The organism is Streptomyces sp. NPDC091289 (assembly GCF_044757365.1).
Classification (GTDB): domain Bacteria; phylum Actinomycetota; class Actinomycetes; order Streptomycetales; family Streptomycetaceae; genus Streptomyces.
In genome coordinates this window covers 1-17,579 of record NZ_JBIVUT010000002.1, presented here as the reverse complement: position 1 = coordinate 17,579, position 17,579 = coordinate 1, and the positions used below count along the sequence as shown (strand labels likewise).

Here is a 17,579-nt window from a genome sequence, read left to right as displayed (position 1 = left end):
AGCCTCGCCCCATGCGGGTGAGCGGGTGTCGGGAAGCTCCAGGCCCGGGATCCCGCTGAACGAACGCGCCGTGGAGGTACGGGCCTCCACCCGGTCGGTACTGGCCTCATGGTCCGCTCTGACAGCGGGAGAACGCGCGGTACGCCCCCCCGAGCGCACAGTCGCCGCCATGACCGTGTTTCTCACCGCACACGCCGAGTGGCTCGCGAAGCATCCGGCTTCCAAGGACTTCACGGATGAGATCGCCGAGCTGTACTCCCGGCTGACCGCCCTCACCGGCCCCCCGCGCCCCCATGGGCGGGTGGTGGGGAGCTGCACACACCAAGGTTGCGACGGCAGCCTGCTCGCCCGGACACGGGTGCTTTCCGACATCAGCTGTGACAAGAACGAGGAGCACACATGGCAACCACGGCAGTGGGCGCAATTGCGGCGAACCCTCACGGCGACGCGGTGACAGGCCTGAGCGTGTCCGACATCGCCTCCATCTGGCAACTCCCGAAGGGAACCGTCTACTGGCTGGCCAGCAAGCACTCCTGGCGTCGGTACCGCGCTTCGGGACGCGCGTACTACCACGCCGAAGACGTCATGGACACGATCGCCACAACGGACTGAGCCAGCGCCCCTTCCCGCCCCGGCGGACAGCAACCGTCGAGAACACCGAACCACCTTCCCTCAGGAGACAGACCAGCGCGGGCTGATGCCCGGATCGCGGCAGGTTCGGCGCCAGGTGTTCTTGCTGCAGGCCCAGGCGTTGTCGGTCAGGACGCGTTCGACGGTGATGCCCAGGAACGCGAACCGGACGGTGGCCCGCGCGAGAAAGGTGGCGCAGGTCGAGGCGGTCCCGTCGGGCAGGTCTTCTGTGGGGGCGAAACCGAGCCAGGAGGCCCTCACTCGTGTCGAGAACCCAGCACGCGTGTCACCACCGTCCCGGAACAACACATCCAGGCCGTACGGCCCTCATGGTCAACCTCCTCACGGAGGACAACCTGCCCGCCTGTCATCACGTGTTCGCCACCCTCTTCGGCCGGGACGGAGCTCGGGGAAGGTGCCTCTACCCCCGCAGGAGCTGCACGCTCTCCTCCCACACGCCGAGAACGAACTCTCCGGCTCCGCGTCGAAGCGCATCACGTTCACGGCCGGTTCTTCCACAGCGATTCTCCGACCTGCCGATTCTCCACCAACCAGCGCCGTGGAACCGCCCGTGTGCGGGCCCCGCCACCCCAGATTTGATCTCGAAAAGCGCAAAGACCCAGGTCAGACGCCATCGAACAAGTGCACCCGGTTGAGCCGTGCTACACGTGGAGCGTAGCCACGCGTTCGGAGCCGCCTGCCGACCGGCAGTCGCTGCGGGGAGCTGATGGGGGGAGCCGTGCGGGAGGGTGCGGAGCATGGCTTCGACGCGCGGTGGGAGTGGCTGCGCAGTGCGTATAGGCGCCGCGTAGGCAGGGCTCCGAAGGTACGGGGGACGGCATGACGGCCGTCTTGAGGAGTCTGCGAGGAAGCCCTTGAGCACGGCAGCGATAGATGTGATCTGTCCGGCCTGGAACCGGTCCGAGGCCATCCGCACGACGATCGACAGCGTGCTCGCCCAGACCTTCGAGGACTGGCGCCTGATCGTGGTGTCCGACGGCTGCACCGACGACACCGACGACGTGGTGCTGTCCTACGAGGACGAGCGCGTCCAGCTGATCCGCACGGAGCGGCACGGCCACCCCGGGGGCCCCCGCAACATCGGCCTGGCCGCCTCCACGGCCCCGGCCATCGCCTACCTCGACTACGACGACGCGTGGCTGCCCGACCATCTGGCCGTGTTGCAGCGCGAGTTCGACGCCGGGGCGCGCCTCGTGGCGACGGCGAGCATCGGCATGAACGAGCAGGGTGAGGAGGAGTACCGCTCGCACCCGCTGAACGGCCTGTGGCACCCGAAGCTCCAGCTCCTGTGGCCGCTGTACGAGCCGTCCCGTGTCGGTCACGTACGCGGGCTCCCGGAGAGCGTCGGGGGCTGGACCACCGACCACACCGGGATGGAGGACTGGGACCTGTGGCTGCGGCTCGCCGATGCCGGGGAGCGCTTCACCACGGTGCTGGACCGCACGGTCCGCATGCTGCTGCGCGACACCTCCCGCCGGCGGACCATGACCGTCAGCCACCGTGTCGACCTGGGAACCCTGCCCGACGAGGCGGCCTGCGCCAGCCTCACCGAGGCCATCGCGGCTCCCGCGGTCCAGGACGAGCTGCGCGCCTCCTTCGCCGACGAGATGCTTCGCTTCTACCGGGAGATCGCCGACGCCGGTGAGCTGGTGACTCCGCACGGCATGAGCGCCGACGAGGCCCTGACCGGACTGGCGGAGTTCGTCACCGACCCCGCCGTCCCCATGCTGCGCGAACTCTCGTACGTGCCGGAGGACGGGGGCTTCACCGTCATCCACCCCCTCCAGTGCAGCAGCGACCGGCACGCCGAGCGGCTGCGGGAGTTCCTGCACCGTCACGACGCCGGCCGGCACACGATCGTGCGCCAACTCATCGGGACCGTCTCCGCCTGACATCGCGCGATCCCGGACCCCGTACCGATGCACCGCCCCCCGAGCGGCTCGACAGCAAGACAGGGAGAGCTCAATGAAAGCTTTGGTCCTGGCCGGCGGCGCGGGCACCCGCCTGCGCCCGATCACCCACACCTCGGCCAAGCAGCTGCTGCCGGTGGCCAACAAGCCGGTGCTCTTCTACGGTCTGGAGGCGATCGCCGAGGCCGACATCGTCGAGGTCGGGATCATCGTCGGCGACACCGCCGAGGAGATCCGCGAAGCCGTCGGAGACGGCGCCCGGTTCGGCCTGAAGGTCACCTACATCCCGCAGGAGGCCCCCCTCGGGCTCGCCCACGCGGTGAGCATCGCCGAGGAGTACCTCGGCGGCGACGACTTCGTGATGTACCTCGGTGACAACTTCGTCGTCGGCGGGATCAGGGAACTCGTCGACGCGTTCCGCGCGGAACGGCCCACCGCCCAGATCCTGCTCACCCGGGTCGACGACCCCTCCGCCTTCGGGGTCGCGGAGCTCGACGAGAGCGGCCAGGTCGTCGGACTGGAGGAGAAGCCCGTCCACCCCAAGAGCGACATGGCTCTGGTCGGGATCTATCTCTTCACCCCGGCGATCCACGAAGCGGTCCGCTCCATCGAGCCCTCCTGGCGCGGGGAGCTGGAAATCACCGACGCGATCCAGTGGCTGATCGAGCAGGACAGGAACGTGCGGTCCACCGCGATCTCCGGCTACTGGAAGGACACCGGGAACGCGGAGGCCGTCCTGGAGGTGAACCGCTCGGTCCTCGACACACTCGAACCGGCCGTGCACGGCCGGGTCGACGACCGGTCGGAACTCATCGGGCGGGTGGTGATCGAGGAGGGCGCCGAGGTCAGCGGCAGCCGGATCGTGGGCCCCGCGGTGATCGGTGAGGACACGGTGATACGTGATGCCTACATCGGCCCCTACACCTCGGTGTCCGCCAACTGCCGCATAGAGCAGAGCGAGATCGAGTACTCCATCGTCATGCGCGGTTCCTCGGTGCGGGGTGTCCGTCGTGTCGAGGCCTCCCTCATCGGTCGCGACGTCGAGGTGACACCGGCTCCCCCCATCCCCGCCGCGCACCGGCTGGTGCTCGGTGATCACAGCAAGGTGCAGATCTCGTCATGAGCGGCAGGATTCTCGTCACCGGCGGCGCCGGATTCATCGGCTCCCACTACGTCCGCACCCTGCTCGGCCCCGACGGCCCGGGCGATGTCTCCGTCACCGTGCTCGATCTGCTCACCTACGCGGGAAACCCGGCGAACCTCGACGAGGTTCGCGCCCACCCCGGCTTCGCCTTCGTCGAGGGTGACATCTGCGACGCCGGTCTCGTCGCCGAACTCATGGCCGGGCACGACGAGGTGGTGCACTTCGCGGCCGAATCACACGTGGACCGGTCCATCGAGGGCGGAGCCGCGTTCGTTCGGACCAACGTGCTCGGTACGCACACCCTGGTCGAGGCGGCCCACCAGGCGGGCGGCCGCAGATTCGTGCACGTCTCCACGGATGAGGTGTACGGGTCGATCGAGTCCGGCTCCTGGCAGGAGACCCAGCCGCTGTCCCCCAACTCGCCCTATTCCGCGGCCAAGGCCTCCAGCGATCTGATCGCCCTGTCCTACCACCGCACCCACGGCCTGGACGTCCGGGTCACCCGCTGCTCCAACAACTACGGGCACCATCACTACCCCGAGAAGCTCATCCCGCTGTTCGTGACGAACCTGCTGGACGGCAGGAAGGTCCCGTTGTACGGCGACGGAGGCAACGTACGCGACTGGCTGCACATCGACGACCACGTCCGGGGCATCGAACTCGTGCGCACCGGCGGCCGGGCCGGCGAGGTCTACAACATCGGCGGTGGTACCGAGCTCTCCAACAAGGAGCTCACCGCCCTGCTTCTCGACGCCTGCGGCGCCGACTGGCAGAGCAGCGTCGAGCGCGTCGCCGATCGCAAGGGCCATGACCGCCGGTATTCGGTGGACTGCACCAAGGCCCGTGAAGAACTGGGATACGCGCCCCGCAAGGACTTCCACGAGGGCCTGGCCGAGACCGTGCGGTGGTACCGGGACAACCGTGCCTGGTGGGAGCCGCTGGTCACATAGACGCCCTGCGCCCGGCCGGACCGGGTGCGAAGTGCCCTCCGTCGTCGCCGGGGGGCACTTCCACGTTTCCGCCCCGGCGGCCAGCTCGCAAGGAGCTGTCAGTGCAGCCTCCTGACAGGGCCGGGACACCCCTCGGCGGCCACGGCGCTCACAGAATGGGTGGCGGGAAAAGCGTCCAACCAGGGGGTGTCATGGAGTTCCGAATACTCGGTCCGGTGGAAGTCCGAAGAGGCGACGAATCCGTTGTCCTGTCGGGAACCAAGGTCAAGACGGTGCTCGCGGCTCTGCTGCTGGCCAGGGGGCGGGTCGTCCCCGACGCGCAGCTGAGCCGGCTGCTGTGGGGCTGGAATCCGCCCATCACCGTGAACGCGCAGATCTACACCTACATCTCCCGGTTGCGCATGCGCCTGGGCGACAGCGTGCGGATCGAGCGCCAGCTGCCGGGCTACGTACTCGATGCCGGCCACGCCCGGATCGACTTCCTGGAGTTCGAACGGCTCAGCCGGCTCGGCATGGAGGCGCAGGAGGCGGGCGACGTGGAGCGGGCGGGCGCGCTTCTGCGGGACGCGCTGGAGCTGTGGCGGGGACCCGCCCTGTCGAACGTCACGGAGTTCCTGGCCGACAGCGAGCTGCCCCGCCTGGAGGAAGCCCGTGCGGTGACCCTGGAGAACCGCATCGCGGCAGATCTGGAGCGGGGCCGGCACCCCGGGCTGGTCCCGGAACTGACGTCCCTGGTGGCGGAGTTCCCGATGCGGGAGCGGATGCGGGCACAGCTCATGAAGGCGCTCTACCAGGGCGGACGGCAGGCCGACGCGCTCACCGTGTACCACGCGGGCCGCCGGTTCCTCGCGGACGAAATGGGCGTCGATCCCGGCGCCGAGCTGACCGCGGTGTACCAGGGCGTGCTGTCCGGTGGTCCGGCGGTCACCCCGCCGGTCCGCGGCGCGACGACGCGTACGGCGCCGCCCAGCACGCTTCCGGAGGACGTCCCGGACTTCACCGGTCGCCGGACCGAACTGGCCGAACTGCGCCGGCTTCTTCCGCCCTCCGGGGGACGTTCCTGGCACGCTCGCAGGTTCCTGGTGACGGGCATGCCGGGCATCGGCAAGACCGCGTTCGCCGTACGGGCGGCCAACGAGTCCCTGGACGCCTTCCCCGACGGCCAGTTGTACGTGAACCTGACCCACCCGGACGGCCGGCCGGTCGATCCGCGGGACGCCCTGGTCGGGATGCTGCGCTCCCTCGGGGAGCCGGTGGGCGCCGCCGGGTCGGACCTCGACGAGCTGGTCAGGCTGTACCGGACCCGTACCGTCGGGCAGCGGGTCCTCATCCTGCTGGACAACGCGGTCAGCGAACTCCAGCTCTCCCCGCTGCTGCCCGGGGCGCCCGAGCCCGGCGTACTCATCACCAGCCAGACGATGCTGGGGCCGGTCGGCGGAGTGCACACGCGGGTCCTGGGGCCGCTCGGCCCGCAGGAAAGCCTCCAGATGCTGACCGCCTCCGTGGATCCGGCGCGCATGGCCGCCGAGCCGCAGGCCGCGCGGGACATCGCCCGGTACTGTGCGGGCCTGCCACTGGCGATCAGGATCGCGGCGACCCGGCTCGCGGCCCGGCCGAGCTCATCGCTGCGGCGTCTCGCGGACCGCCTCGCGGACCCGGGCAGCCGTCTGCGGGAGCTGGAGGTGCGCGGCCTGTCCGTGCCGCGGAGTCTGGAGGCGTCGCTGAGCCGGCTGGACCGCGAGGAGCGCGGACTGCTCCTGCTGCTGCCGCTCCTCGGCGAAGAGGTGTTCTCCGTACGGTCGGCGGCCCGGACGCTCGGTCTCGCGACGGCGTCCCTGGAGTCGGCGCTGGAGTCCCTGGTGGACCAGGGGCTGCTCGGATTCGCCGAGGAGCCCGATGCTCCCGTGTACCGGCTCAACAGCCTGGTGCGGCTGTTCGCGGAGACGGGCCGCTACGCGTGTGAGGTCGAACAGGCCGCGGCCTGAGCGCCGGGCCCGGCGTGCGGGGCGATGCACCCGGCACCGGGCCGCCGTCCGGCACGGGCACCACCGCCGTGCCGGGCCCGGCCGGATCGACCGACAGGACCGGGCATGAACAGGCTCCCGGCGGGCACGGCCGGGAAGGTGCGGCCAGAAGGGCATCAGCTCGACATGGCGACGCAGATGCGGCGCTTGCCGGTGAAGGGGCGGCGGCCGTGGGCGAGGGAGACGTTGTCCAGCAACATCAGGTCACCGCGGTTCCAGGGGATGTCCACGGCCGCGGCGAAACCGACACCGCAGATCTCGCTCACCGTGTGGCCGGGGATGGCGGATCCGTCCGCGAACGTCACGTTCCAGGGTAATTTTTCCTCCGGCAGGATGCGCGACAGCGTCTGCTGGGGGCCCGACCCGGCCGGATGCCAGCGGTGGATCTGGTTGAACCACACCTCGGTACCGGTGACCGGGTGCCGGACGGTGGCGGGCAGGACGCGCGACACCCGGATCCCGCCGTCCGCCTGCCAGGCCCACTCGTCCCCGGTCCCGTCGAGGAGCAGCTCGACCTGCTCCCGGCGGTCGGTGCGGAAGGTGCTCTGCCACCTCTCACCGAACCCGGAACCATCGTGGAGATAGCGGACGTAGCGCACTCCGGGAATCAGGCGTTCGTTCAGCTCGGGGTCGAGGGCGGCGAGCCAGCGCGCCGCGTCCACCACCATGCTCTCGCCGCCGCTGAGCGGTGCGGTGTCGCAGTACATGGCCAGCCGCGTCGGCCAGGCATGGGCGGCGCTCATCTTCTGGAACGGCCAGATGGTGGCCCCCGGCCGGCCCGACTCGGTGCGGCAGACGGCGTCGACGGCCCGCCCCTCCCACCCCGCTCCATGGCCCGAGCCGACCGGGAGCAGCAGGGCGATCACGGCGGGGAGGGCCTCCGCCGTGACGTCGAACCCCCTGAAGACCACAGCCTTCTCCTCGGCGACCAGCCCGGCGAGGTCCTGCGGCCCCCACTCCTCCAGACGCTGCACGAGTTCCTCGGGGCCACCGATGCCCTCCGGCTCGATCTCCAGCGGCGTCCAGCTCTCCAACCTCACCACACGGCCTTTCTCCGAACATCTCGGCAGGGAGGCCGGTGGGTAACGGGACGGTGCACCGACGGCCTAGGACACAACGCTCATCAAAGGACGCCCGTCTACGGCATCCCTATGAGCGCGGAACACCGTCCGTCACGGCAGCAGTTGGCAGCGCTGGAGAGCAAGCATCCCGCAGCCCCGGGGTGGGGGCCGGACCTTCGCGTGTAGACCCGGTGTAGGGGGCGCGGGGACTGTGGTCACCGGCCTACGCCCCGTGCACTGTTCCTGCCGCCCCCTGCTCTGTGAGGTTCGCGTGAACTCGACAGCGACAGCCCTCCGGTTCGACCGGAGCCGATTCCGTGATGTGCTCGGCCGCTTCTGTACGGGGGTGGCGATCGTCTCGGCCGTGCACGACGGCGAGCCCGTCGGCTTCGCCTGCCAGTCCTTCGCCTCGCTCTCCCTCGATCCGCCGCTGGTGTCCTACGCCGTGGCCGACACGTCCACCACCGGCCCCCGGATCGAAAGGGCGGGAGCCTTCTGCGCGACGGTCCTGGGGGCCGATCAGGGCGAGCTGTGCCACGGGTTCGGACGTTCGGGGGCGGAGAAGTTCGCCGGTGTGGCCTGGAGCCCGGCCGAAGGTACCGGGTCCCCGCGGATCACCGGTGGACTCGCCTGGGTGGACTGCCGGATCGAGACCGTGATCCCCGCCGGGGACCACCGGATCGTGATCGGCCGCGTGATGCACCTCAGCACACCGGAGAACGTCCAGGACGCCGGTCCGCTTCTGTACTACCGGGGCGGATTCCTCGCCCCGCGGCCCGGCCCGCACGCCGTGCCCGGCCCCACGGCCGCCTGACCGCTCCGCACGGGTGGGCAGGCCCCCGGTGCGCTCTCAGCGCCGGGGTGGCATCGGCCGCCGGGGATCAGCAGCCGGCCAGCCGGCTGCCCGAGGAGGAGTCCGCGCCATCGGACGGTGGCAGGTCGAGCAGGTCGGCCAGGTCACGCCCGGAGGCCTCGTCCTCGTCCGGGTGCTCGCCGAGCCATCCGAGGTGGGCCGCGCGCAGGCCCGCCTGGAAGCGACTCCTGGCGCCGAGCCTGGCCATCAGTTCGGCGGTGATCCGGCGGCCGGTACGCACCGACACGCCGAGCTTACGTGCCACGCCCTCATCGGTGAGCCCCTCACTGAGCAGCCGCAGGACGGCCCTCTCCTGGCCTGTCAGGCCGCGGGTGTCGGTGCTCGTGCGCTGTCTTCGGGCGGTGGTGACGGGCGCTGCCCGCTCCCACACCATGCGGAAGTGCTCGGACAGGACGGCCAGTGTCCCTCGGCCCCGGAAAAGCAGCGCACCCTCGGCGCTGTTGTCCGGATCCATGGGCACGATCGCCGCCTCGTCATCGAAGATGATCATGCGGGCGGGCAGCGAGGCCACTGTCCGGACATCGTTGCCAAGATCCACCAGCCAACGCGCGTGGGCCACCGTCGCGGGGTCGTTGTAGATGCTGTCCAGGTAGATGGTGCGCATGGCGACGCCCTGGTCTCGCAACGCCTCCGTCAACGGACGGCTCGCCTCACGGTTGTCCGCGGTCTGATGCCCGCCCGGGGCGAAGGCCACGAGACTGCGGGTGCAGTCGGCGCTCAGCTCCTGTATGCGGTCGCGGATCCGGTCGAGGCCCTGCAACTGCTCGACCTCGTTGCGCTCGCTGCGGCTGCGCTGGGCCGTGAACTCCTCGGTGAGCCGGGCCACTTCCACCCGCGTCTCGGATATCTGCCGCTGCCGGGCCAGCAGATCGGACTCCTGTCGGGTGAGCAGAGCCTGAAGCGCGACGTCAGGACTGACCGCGCGCACCCGGCCCGGATTCACCCAGGAGGGCAGGATCAGCCCGAGGCGAACGCACTCGTCCAGGGCTTCCCCGACCATCTCCGCGGGCCGGTCGACCAATTCGGCCAATTCCTCGACCGAACCTCCCGAACCTAACAAAGATGCCCTGTAGACCTCGGCCGCCTCCGCACTCAAACCGATCGGCTCAAACACCCCGCCCCCCCCGTCGAACGAAAGTCCTGATCCAAGCCTGTCGCGACAGCGGCAGAGTAACACGCCCACCTGAGGGGCGATTTATACCGGAACGGACCTTCTGGGCCGCAGAATGGACCCAGCGGAGCGGGGAAGGATCACCGAGGTTTTCAGAACCTCACTGGGTGAGTTCCACGATGCGCTGCCAGCCGGGATCCGCCGCGGGACCCTGCCGGCCCGGCTCACCGGAGGGCTCGGGGACGACCTCGCCGGCCTTCGGAGTCTCGGACTGCCAGCCGGGCTCCTCGGCGGCGGCGGTGCCGACGGCGACCGGTCCGAGCAGAAGCGCGACCACGGAGACGGCGACGACGGAGAGTCTCTGGAAAGCTGCGGACCTCATGGGTGAACTCCTCTGATTCGGGTGGGCTGAATGCCGTGAATTCCGTTCGTCTTCGGCGTTCGCACCCGATTCGGCGCGTCGCCTCCGTACGACATGATTCTCGCTTCGGCGCCGCGCCCTTCTCCAGCGATCGATCTGTCAACCTGCTGCGTTGGCAGTGAACTGACAGCGCTCACCTTCGCGCGTCGAGCCCTCCGCCCCTGTTCAGCACAGCCGCAAGCCGGAATCGGAACCTCATCCGCCAGATATCCGGATCGATGGAATCCGGATATCTGGATGCCTCCGGCATTTTTCCTTTCCCGGTGGCAGTTTGTGGCCAGACAGAGCGCGAGGGGCGTCGTAGGAAAGTTGTAGACCCGTACCCCAGGATCATGCCGATCCCAATTCCGTACGGACTTTGTGAGGTGGCATCGTGGCCAATCCGTTCGAGAACGACGAGGCGTCGTACTTCGTGCTCGTGAACGACGAGGGCCAGCATTCGCTGTGGCCGGCGTTCGCCGAGATCCCGGAGGGCTGGCAGAAGGCACACGGCGAGGACACCCGTGCGGCGTGCCTCGCGTATGTGGAGGAGCACTGGACCGACATGCGTCCGCTCAGCCTGGTGCGCGCGATGGCGGTCGACGCGGCCTGAAGGGCACAGGACGCGAGGGGGCCGCGGTGGGAGAACCACCGCGGCCCCCTCGCGTGTGACCGGAGCCCCTGGGGCGGGATCGGATGCCCCGGGGGCCGGCCGGTCCGTCAGACGGCCTGCGGCTGCTGGGCCGCCAGGAATCCGGCGAGCTCGGCGATCGTCGGGTGGTCCCATATCGCGGTGGGATCCACGACCGTCCCGAGCCGCTCCTCCACGTCGGCGGCGAAGGCCACCACGGCGATGGAGTCGAGCCCGTACTCGCCGAGTTCACGGTGCGGGTCCACGGACTCGGTGACGTCCGGCAGGTACTCGGCGACGCGGTCGGTGAGCCACTCCTGGAGCTGGGAGGGAACGGTGGGATCGAAGGCGAACGTGGTCATCGGGATCTCCTCGGGTGTGTGGTGCTGGTGGTTTCCCGGCTGCGCTGCCGGAACGGTGTGCGGGTGTCGGGCATCCTGGCCGGAGCGCCCGGTCGTCCACGGCGACGACCGGGGACGGCGGGACGGCGGGTGGGTACGGCGACCGGGCGGCCGCCTCACGTGTACGCCCGGGCGTTGAGCCCGAACGACAGCCCTCGGTCGTCCCGGTCCGTCAACTCCGCGATGAGCGCGTCCTCGACCGCCGTCGGCAGCGGTGTGCCCGACGGCCGGTCCAGAGAGGACAGCCGGGTGAGCGCGGCGACCAGCCACTCGGGCCGGGCGAGGAAGTCGCCGTCCGCCGCGGTCCGGTGGACGCCGAGGCAGGCGGCGGCAGCGAGAGCCGTGGTGTAGCGCGCGGCGAGCCGGCGCACGGGCACCTCGGCGTCGATGGCCAGTTGCCGCGGCCGCAGGGATGCGCCGGCCTCGGTGAGCGTGGCGAAGCCGCGTACATGGTCCTCCGCCCGCTGCCGTACGGCAGCGGGCAGATCCGCGTCGAGCACCGTGCCGAGGGAGGCCGCGAGACAGTCCCGGCCGCCCGAGACCGACCGCAGGGCGGTCAGGTCGACCGCCGGCAGTTCGCTCTCCGCGCTGAACAGGGCGTCCGGGGCCGGGGCCGAATCGCGCCGGGAGCGGCCGAGAAGTCCCGGCAGCTGGGGCAGCAGGGCGGACAGGCAGGCGGCCCTCGCGATGTGGCCGAAGGCGACCGGCTTGACGTCCCTGGCGAGCTTCTGGAACACGGCGTGCTCGCCGTCGCGCCGGTAGAACTCCGAGCCCATCACCGTGGACAGTCGTTCCACCGCGTCCGTGAGAACCCCGGCGACCAGATACTTCACCGCGGGCGCGTGCACGCTGCCGGACTCGGGGCGAAGCTGCAGGGCCCGGGTCGCCGCCCGGGAGAACGCCTCGCAGACCAGCAGATCGGCGAATGTCTCGGCCAGGGCTGTCCGCACGACGGGGATGGCTGCCGCCGGCCGGCCGTAGAGCGTGCGCCGCCGCGTGTGGTGCAGCGTGACGCGCAGGGCCGTGTCGAGCAGGGCGGTGGTCATCGCCGGCATCGCCATCCGGGTCACCTGGAAGGCGCGGGCGGCCGTGTCGACGCCCGTGCCCTCGGCACCAAGCAGCACACTGTCCGGCACGTGCAGGCCGTCCACCACCATGCCGCCGAGCCGGACGCCGCGCATGCCGACGGAGCGGAACCGGGGCAGGCGGCGGACCCGCGCCGGGTCGAGCCGGTCGGCGGTCAGGAACAGCTGGGACCGCGAGCGCGGGCCGTCCGTCTCGCCGGTGCGGGCCAGCACGACCAGAGCATCGGCCCGGTCCAGGTTGGCGATGGACTCCTTGCGTCCACTCAGCCGGAGTCCGCCGTCGACGTGCTGGGCCGCGAAGGCGTTGGCGGCGATGTCGTTGCCATGGGCGAGCTCGTGGAAGGCGGCGGCGATCCTGCGGTTGTCGAGGAGCAGGTCGGCCGCGGCACGACACTGCTCGGGCGAACCGGCGGTCCATACGTTGACAGCGGCGAGCAGCTGGCCGGCGCGGCCCAGGCCCAGCGCCGGGTCACGCCGGTACACCGAGCGCATCAGCTCGACCATGTGGTCGACGCGTGCGAGGCGGCCGCCGAGCGCGGTGGGGACGAACTCGGCGTGCAGGCCGAAGTCGTCCAGGGCGGCCTCGGCCGCCGCGGCCGTGTCCTCCCGCTCGTCCGCGGCCACGGCCGCCGCGAAGCCGGCCGGGTTGCGGGCGTCCCAGGGGTCGCCCAGGAGCTTCTCCAGATGGTCGGTGCGGGACTCGATGCCGATCATGCGGCCTCCACCTCTCCGGCGGGTCGGGCTTCCGTCGCGCGAGCACCGGGAAGGAGCGCCGGGGCGCCCCGTCCGCGGATCTCCCCGTCGCTGTCGAAGAGCGAGACCGGGGTGTCGGGCGCGGTGGTCAGGAGCGTGCCGAGCTCGCCGAACACCTGCGCGGCGTCTGCCGGGGCGGCGTCCAGGGCTTCGAGGGCCAGGACCAGACAGCCGCGCAGCCACCGCCCGTCGGCGCCCCACACCCCGTCGCGCAACCGGGGCCGCGCGCGGTGCAGGGCGAGCGCGGCGGCGGCCGCGAAGCACCACTCGTAGCGCTCGGCAAGCCGCATGGCGGCGGTCCCCGGCGGTCCCGCGGCGGGCCGCAGCGCGCCGATGTCGTCGCCCAGGGCCTCGCACGCGGCGAGCAGCGCGCGAGCCAGGCCCACCGTCGTCGACCCGCCCTCCTCCGCTGCCAGTTCGGCCACCAGGGCGGGCAGGGCGCCGAGCACGGCGTCGCGCGGGGCCATCAGTCGCAGGCGGTGCGTGTCGAGCGGGTCCAGGGCGTGGTCCTCGCGCAGCCAGCGTGCCGGGGAATCGGCGTCGTCGGGAGCCGGCCGCCGCCCCGGGCGCAGCAGGGGCAGTACGGCGGCGAGTCCGGCCCGGTTGACCCAGGTACTGCCGTCGAACAGGGGGACGACCTGGTGGTCGCGCTCCAGCTTGGCGAAGGCGCCGTACCCCTCGACGTCGGCGAGGAAGCCGCGTGCCCCCAGCAGATCTCCGATCAGGCGGAGTTGTCCCTGTATCAGGCTCGGCACGAACGCCTTGGCCACGGCGGACACGACGCTGAGCTGCTCCGGGACCTGGTGGGCCGCACGGGCGGCGGTGTGGGCCACGGCCTCGGCGAGGAACTGCCGGGCCACCGCCCGGCCCGCGATGTCGCGGGCATGCGGCAGGTCGGCCAGGCCCCGGCCGTACAGGCGCCGTTCGCCCAGGAAGCGGCGCAGCAGCCGCAGCCCGTGGTCACCGGCCCCCAGAGACAGCGACACGCACACGATTCGGGTCAACTGAAGTGACTGAAGGACGAGTTCGATGCCACTGCCGACCGGTCCGACCATGGCGTGCGCGGGCAGCCGGGCGTCGTCGAACTCCAGGCCGCTGATGTCGGCCCCGCGGATGCCGTGTGTGGGCATCTTGGGCAGCGCGCGGACGGTGCCGTCCGGCGTGGCGCGCTTGTCGAACAGGAAGACGGTGAATCCGCGGGCCCCGCCGCTCGGTTCGGTGCGCGCGAGGACGCACATGAGGTTGCCCCGGGTGGCGTTGTTCACCGGCCACTTCCGGCCGCTGAGGCGCCAGCCGGAGCCGTGCCGGGTCGCGTCGAGCGCACCGGCGAGCAGGTCGCTGCCGCCGCCCGGTTCGGTCAGTCCCCACGCCACCGGTTCGCCCGCGAGGACCTGGCGGGCCAGCAGGCGGGCCGGGCCGTTCTCGTCGGCGGCCCAGACGCAGACGCCGCCGAGGAAGGTCTTTCCGTGGGCCACGGCCACGGTCAGGTCGTGGGCGGCGATCCGGCGCAGCAGCGCGACGAACTCGTCGAGGTGCTCCTGGCGTCCGCCGTGGCGCACGGGGACGTAGAACTCCGGGAGCCCCCAGGCGTCGAGCGCCGCGCAGGCCTCGGCCGGGAAGCTCTCCGCCTCCTCGTGGGCGGCGAGGAGGGCGGGGTCGAAGGGGCCTCCGGGCCGCGACCAGTCGGCCAGCGCCCGGTCGAGGCCCGCGACGGTGGGACGCGCCTCGGCCGCGGTGTCCTGGCACACGGCCTGCGGCACCGTGCCGGGCCCGGTCATCCGCGCTTCCCCGCCGCGACGGCGACTGCCTGCGCGGCCGGATAGCCGTCGGCCCACAGCGGTTCCAGCTCGCCGTCGGCGTACAGGGCCTGCATGGCACCGCGCTGGACCTTGCCGCTGGTGGTACGCCGGACCGCGCCGCGGCGCATCAGGAGCACGGCATCGGCTCGCAGGCCGAACTCGCGGGCCACGGTCAGGCGCATGCCCGCCGCGAGCCGGGCCAGTTCCTCGTCCTGGGCACGGCGCCGGACCTCGTGGATGACCACGATCCGCTCCTCGGCGCCGACCGCGACGGAGACGACGGAGCCGACGGTTTCACGCAACTCCTCGTGCTGACGCCGGAGTTCATGCTCGATGTCGTGCGGGTAGATGTTCCGGCCGCGCACGATCATCATCTCCTTGATCCGGCCGGTGACATAGACCTCGCCGTCGACCAGGGCACCGAGGTCGCCGGTGCGCAGCCAGCCCCCCACGTCGGCCGGGTCGTTGGCCACCCGGTTGCCGAACGTGGCGGCGGTGGCTCCGGGGTTGCGCCAGTAGCCGGCCACCACGAGCTCTCCGCGCAGCCAGATCTCGCCGACCGATCCCTCCGGCAGGGCATCGCCGGTTGCCGGGTCGACGATGCGGGCCTCCAGGTGGCGCGGTGCACCGCAGCTGACGAGCGCCCGGCCCGCACCGTCGGCCGCGGGCGCCACCCGGCCGGTTCCGAGCGCGTCGCTGTCGACGGTGAGCACCCGCGGTGCACGCCCGGACGTCGTCGAGATCATCAGGGTGGTCTCCGCCATGCCGTAGCAAGGAGTGAGCTGTTCCGGCCGCAGTCCGGCGGGGGCGAACCGCTCCGCGAACGCCTCCAGGACGCTCGCCTTGACGGGCTCCGAGCCGCTGATGGTCCGGGTCCAGCGGGACAGGTCCAGGTCGGCGATCGAGTCCTCCGGGACGCGGGTCAGGCACAGCTCGTAGGCGAAGTTGGGGGCGGCCGACAGACCGATGTCGTACTGGTCGACGAGTTCCAGCCAGGCGCGGGGGCGGCGCAGGAAGGCGGCCGGGGTCATGAGGGCGATGCCGCGGCCGGCCAGGAGGGGGGTCAGGATGTGCCCCATCAGGCCCATGTCGTGGTAGTTGGGGATCCAGCCGCCGTAACGCTGGCCTTCGCGGACCGGCAGGTGGGTGTCGATGGCGAGCGCGTTGAGCAGCAGGTTGCGGTGGGTGACCTGGGCTCCCCTGGGGTCGCTGGTGGAGCCCGAGGTGTACTGGAGCAGTGCCAGGTCGTGAGGGTCCGCCGCATGCGGGACGAACGGCTCGGTGAGCGGCGCCGGGTCGATGTCCGGGACCAGCAGCGGTACGTCGAGGCTCTCCGCCTCGGTCCAGGCGAGCACATCGTCCAGGTCGTCGGACCCGGTCAGCACCGCCGCGATTTCGGCGTCACCGGCGATCGCGCTCACCCGGCGCCGGTCCTGCTTGTACCGGCCCGGCATCGACGAGGGCACCGGCACCAGGCCTGCGTAGAAACAGCCGAGAAGGGCGACGACGAACTCGGCGGAGTTCGGCAGCAGGAGCAGGGCGCGGTCGCCGGGCCGGCAGCTGCGCAGCAGGTCCACAGCGCAGCCACGGGCGGCACGGTCCAGCTGTTCGTAGGTCGTCCACCGGGTACTGGCGGGGTCGGAGGGGTCGGGCACGATCGCGACGGCGCGGAAGTCGCCGCGCGTGCGAGCGTGCTCGGTGAGGACATCGACAACGTTCGGGGCACCGGACAGGTCAGCCATGCTGCGCGTACTCCTGTGTTCGTGGGATGGCCGCGGCGTGCTCGACACCGGGCATGCGGGTCAGGAACGGCGGCCCGGGAGCCAGGCGGTGAGCTGGTCGAGCACCGGCTGCTGGTCGGCGAGGTAGAAATGGCCGCCGGGCAGGACACGGGTGCCGAAGGCGTTGCCCGCGCAGGCCCGCCAATGGGTCAGCTGCTCGGGCGAGACATCCGGGTCGTCGCTGCCGCCGAGCACCAGCACGGGCGCGCGGACCGGCAGCGGAGGGGTGCGCAGGTATCCGGCCACCACGCCGAAGTCGGCGCGGATGGCGGGCAGTACCAGTTCCAGCAGCTCCGGCGATTCGAGCAGCTCGGCGAAGTCGTCGTTGAGGCGGCTCAGTTCCTCGATGAGACCGGTGTCGTCCAGGATGTGCCGGTCGTGGTTCTCGCGCTCGTGCGGTGCGCGCGATCCGGAGACGGCGAGCAGGTCGACGACCTGTCCGTGCCGGCGTTCGAGTTCGAGGGTGACCTCGTAGGCGACGATCGCGCCCATGCTGTGGCCGAACAGGGCGAGGGGTTCGCCGAGGAAGGGTTCGAGAGCGTCGGCGACCGGGCCGACCAGGTCGTCCATGGCGGCCGGCGGGGCCTCGCCGAGCCGGTCCTGCCGGCCCGGGTACTGCACGCCGTGCACCTCGATGTCGGCGGGCAGGCCCGTCGGCCAGGTGCGGTACGCCTGGGCGGTGCCGCCGGCGTGCGGGGCGCACACCAGGCGGTATCTGGGCCGCTTCACCTCGCGGAATGTCCTCAGCCACCGTGATCGCGTGTGCAGGTCCTCAATGGTCACTGTCCTTGCCTCCCGTCGCGCTTGCGCCCCACAGCGAAACCACCGGCGCTATCCGGGCTCTATAAAGCGCGCGTAGAGGCGTTGTGGGGCGCGTCGCGAAGCGGGGCCGCCGGGGGGGGGGGGGGCGCGCGCGGGGGGCGGCCCCCCCCCCCCCCCCCGCGGGCCGCAGCCACGGAGACTACATTATAGGTGGGGGGGGGGGGGGGGGCCGCGGCTGCCGT

Annotated in this window: 16 protein-coding genes and 2 pseudogenes; 9 read left to right on the top strand and 9 right to left on the bottom strand. The window is 71.4% G+C overall.

Annotation, left to right across the window (positions count from 1 at the left end; translation table 11 throughout):
* Positions 1–169: 169 nt before the first annotated feature.
* Together ACIQPT_RS02200 and ACIQPT_RS02195 are read left to right on the top strand one after the other, a co-directional pair.
* Complete coding sequence (locus tag ACIQPT_RS02200) at positions 170–454, top strand: hypothetical protein (RefSeq protein ID WP_401151665.1); 285 nt, start codon at positions 170–172, stop codon at positions 452–454.
* An 11-nt stretch (positions 455–465) separates the two neighbouring features.
* Positions 466–612, top strand: a complete 147-nt coding sequence (locus ACIQPT_RS02195) for a hypothetical protein (protein ID WP_401151662.1) — start codon at positions 466–468, stop codon at positions 610–612.
* Positions 613–681: 69 nt separating this feature from the next.
* Here the strand turns inward: ACIQPT_RS02195 and ACIQPT_RS02190 are convergent.
* Positions 682–867, bottom strand: a pseudogene (locus tag ACIQPT_RS02190) (IS481 family transposase); the annotation flags it as partial.
* Between the two features lie 68 nt (positions 868–935).
* Here ACIQPT_RS02190 and ACIQPT_RS02185 point away from each other — a divergent pair.
* The 5 genes and pseudogenes from ACIQPT_RS02185 to ACIQPT_RS02165 form a co-directional block, all read left to right on the top strand.
* Positions 936–1,043 (top strand): annotated as a pseudogene (locus tag ACIQPT_RS02185) (acyl-ACP desaturase); the annotation flags it as partial.
* 462 nt (positions 1,044–1,505) lie between these two features.
* Entirely contained in the window at positions 1,506–2,543 is a 1,038-nt protein-coding gene (locus ACIQPT_RS02180) for a glycosyltransferase family 2 protein (protein WP_401151659.1), read from the top strand.
* Positions 2,544–2,616: 73 nt separating this feature from the next.
* Positions 2,617–3,684: a glucose-1-phosphate thymidylyltransferase gene (locus ACIQPT_RS02175; RefSeq protein ID WP_401151657.1), complete on the top strand. Its 1,068-nt coding sequence runs from the start codon at positions 2,617–2,619 to the stop codon at positions 3,682–3,684.
* The gene (gene rfbB / locus ACIQPT_RS02170; protein ID WP_401151654.1) at positions 3,681–4,655 is read left to right on the top strand and encodes a dTDP-glucose 4,6-dehydratase; all 975 of its coding nucleotides are present in this window, start codon (positions 3,681–3,683) and stop codon (positions 4,653–4,655) included. The genes ACIQPT_RS02175 and rfbB overlap by 4 nt, the downstream gene beginning before the upstream one ends.
* Before the next feature lie 215 nt (positions 4,656–4,870).
* Positions 4,871–6,640 (top strand): BTAD domain-containing putative transcriptional regulator, encoded by a 1,770-nt coding sequence (locus tag ACIQPT_RS02165; protein WP_401151652.1) that lies wholly within the window; start codon positions 4,871–4,873, stop codon positions 6,638–6,640.
* A gap of 155 nt (positions 6,641–6,795) precedes the next feature.
* On the opposite strand, the gene ACIQPT_RS02160 is transcribed toward ACIQPT_RS02165, so the two are convergent.
* The gene (locus ACIQPT_RS02160) at positions 6,796–7,722 is read right to left on the bottom strand and encodes a TauD/TfdA family dioxygenase (RefSeq protein ID WP_401151649.1); all 927 of its coding nucleotides are present in this window, start codon (positions 7,720–7,722) and stop codon (positions 6,796–6,798) included.
* 289 nt (positions 7,723–8,011) lie between these two features.
* On the opposite strand from ACIQPT_RS02160, the gene ACIQPT_RS02155 reads away from it, so the two are divergent.
* Positions 8,012–8,554 (top strand): flavin reductase family protein, encoded by a 543-nt coding sequence (locus tag ACIQPT_RS02155; protein ID WP_401151647.1) that lies wholly within the window; start codon positions 8,012–8,014, stop codon positions 8,552–8,554.
* 67 nt (positions 8,555–8,621) lie between these two features.
* On the opposite strand, the gene ACIQPT_RS02150 is transcribed toward ACIQPT_RS02155, so the two are convergent.
* Entirely contained in the window at positions 8,622–9,644 is a 1,023-nt protein-coding gene (locus ACIQPT_RS02150; RefSeq protein WP_401151645.1) for a LuxR C-terminal-related transcriptional regulator, read from the bottom strand.
* A gap of 241 nt (positions 9,645–9,885) precedes the next feature.
* A complete protein-coding gene (locus ACIQPT_RS02145; RefSeq protein ID WP_401151642.1) occupies positions 9,886–10,107 on the bottom strand; it encodes a hypothetical protein in 222 nt (73 codons plus the stop codon).
* 412 nt (positions 10,108–10,519) lie between these two features.
* On the opposite strand from ACIQPT_RS02145, the gene ACIQPT_RS02140 reads away from it, so the two are divergent.
* Complete coding sequence (locus ACIQPT_RS02140; RefSeq protein ID WP_376202348.1) at positions 10,520–10,738, top strand: MbtH family protein; 219 nt, start codon at positions 10,520–10,522, stop codon at positions 10,736–10,738.
* 107 nt (positions 10,739–10,845) lie between these two features.
* On the opposite strand, the gene ACIQPT_RS02135 is transcribed toward ACIQPT_RS02140, so the two are convergent.
* The 5 genes from ACIQPT_RS02135 to ACIQPT_RS02115 all read right to left on the bottom strand — a co-directional run bounded on the left by ACIQPT_RS02135 (position 10,846) and on the right by ACIQPT_RS02115 (position 17,304).
* Positions 10,846–11,118, bottom strand: a complete 273-nt coding sequence (locus ACIQPT_RS02135) for an acyl carrier protein (RefSeq protein WP_401151639.1) — start codon at positions 11,116–11,118, stop codon at positions 10,846–10,848.
* A 155-nt stretch (positions 11,119–11,273) separates the two neighbouring features.
* Positions 11,274–12,956 (bottom strand): acyl-CoA dehydrogenase, encoded by a 1,683-nt coding sequence (locus ACIQPT_RS02130; RefSeq protein ID WP_401151636.1) that lies wholly within the window; start codon positions 12,954–12,956, stop codon positions 11,274–11,276.
* A complete protein-coding gene (locus ACIQPT_RS02125) occupies positions 12,953–14,773 on the bottom strand; it encodes an acyl-CoA dehydrogenase family protein (protein ID WP_401151634.1) in 1,821 nt (606 codons plus the stop codon). Before ACIQPT_RS02125 ends, ACIQPT_RS02130 begins: the two co-directional genes overlap by 4 nt.
* Positions 14,770–16,536 carry a fatty acyl-AMP ligase gene (locus ACIQPT_RS02120; protein ID WP_401151631.1) on the bottom strand — a complete coding sequence of 589 codons (1,767 nt, stop codon included), beginning with the start codon at positions 16,534–16,536 and terminating at the stop codon, positions 14,770–14,772. Before ACIQPT_RS02120 ends, ACIQPT_RS02125 begins: the two co-directional genes overlap by 4 nt.
* A gap of 60 nt (positions 16,537–16,596) precedes the next feature.
* Positions 16,597–17,304 (bottom strand): thioesterase II family protein, encoded by a 708-nt coding sequence (locus ACIQPT_RS02115; protein ID WP_401151628.1) that lies wholly within the window; start codon positions 17,302–17,304, stop codon positions 16,597–16,599.
* Between the last annotated feature and the right edge of the window lie 275 nt (positions 17,305–17,579).